Genomic DNA, 1,318 nt, shown 5'->3' with positions numbered 1-1,318 from the left:
CCGGTCGTCACCCGATCACCTTTCCGAAAGGAACAGCATGTCCGGCAAGAACAGCCCGCAGCACCAGGCAGCGACGGGCGGGACGGAGCCCGCCCCGGCCCCGGACACCACCGCGGGCGGCGCCCCCGAGACCGAAGCGGCGGCACTCCCGCCGACCAGCGGGGAGGCGACGGCCGCCCGCACCGGCGGCGACCCCGAGACCGCGGCGACGGCGGAAGCGGCGCTGACGCCCCCCTCACAGCCCGCCGCCACGGCCCAACTCCCGTCCGCGGAAGCCGCCGTAGGCACTGACGAAGCCGCCGTAGGCACCGACGAAGGCACCACCCCCGAAGCCGCACCCGACACCCACGCCGACCCCGACCCGGGCCCCGAGGCGGTGGCCGGAGCGGCAACAGACGGATCCGGAGACGGAGTCGGCGCCGGCGCCGGAGCCGGTTCGGAAGCCGGGGAGGACACCGCCGCCGCGGCCCCCGCCTTCGGCCGTCCCTCCCGAGGAGTCCTCGCCGGAGCCGCGATAGCCGGCGCGCTGCTGATCGGCGTACCGTTCCTGGTGTCCGGTCTGCTCGGCAGGTCGAACTCGGACTCCAAGCCGTCGGACCAAGTGGCCGACGCGGGAACGGTGTTGAACGGGGCGACGACGAACATCGGTGCCGGCGCCTACGGTTCGGCCAGCCCGGGCCCCACCTCGCCGAAGTCGACCCTCTCGCACCCGAGCGGCGGCAAGAACAACACGGTGAAGAAGGGCGCGGGAGCCGCGGCCGCCGGTGCCGGTTCCGGTGCCGGAGTGATCGCGGGCAGTTCCGCCGAGGCACCCAAGAAGGCGTCCTCCGGCGGGGGTTCGAAGAAGACCACCACGACAAAGGTCACCGCCACCAAGACGGTGGTCGCCGCGCCCGGCACCACCATCTACGGCCACGCCTCCAACAAGTGCATCGAGATGGTGGGTCACAAGGGCGCCGACGGTTCGCCGCTCCAGATCAACAGCTGCACCGGCAAGAACTGGCAGAAGTGGGACTTCCGTTCGGACGGCACGATCCGCTCCATGGGCCTGTGCATGGACGTCGCCTGGGGCTCGTCGGCGAACGGCGCGGTGATCCAGATCGCGGTGTGCAGCGGCAACCCGGCCCAGCAGTTCCGCCTCAACTCCAGCAACGACCTGGTCAATCCGCAGGCCAACAAGTGCGTGGACGTCAAGAACCAGGGAACCGCCAACGGCACCCGGCTCCAGCTCTGGGACTGCAACGGCCAGGACAACCAGAAGTGGAGCACCCGCTGAACACGACGGTGCCGCCGCACCCGTAAGGCACGGCGGCACCCC

At 71.7% G+C, this 1,318-nt stretch carries 1 protein-coding gene; it reads left to right on the top strand.

The genetic code is table 11. The annotated features are described in order from the left end of the window. Nucleotides 1–37 precede the first annotated feature (37 nt). Nucleotides 38–1,276 carry a ricin-type beta-trefoil lectin domain protein gene (locus tag OG194_RS10920; RefSeq protein WP_327400672.1) on the top strand — a complete coding sequence of 413 codons (1,239 nt, stop codon included), beginning with the start codon at nucleotides 38–40 and terminating at the stop codon, nucleotides 1,274–1,276. Nucleotides 1,277–1,318 lie beyond the last annotated feature (42 nt).

It is taken from the genome of Streptomyces sp. NBC_01288 (assembly GCF_035982055.1).
Lineage (GTDB): Bacteria > Actinomycetota > Actinomycetes > Streptomycetales > Streptomycetaceae > Streptomyces.
The sequence above is the reverse complement of the archived record's forward strand: the minus strand, read 5'-3'. Positions and strand labels throughout refer to the sequence as shown.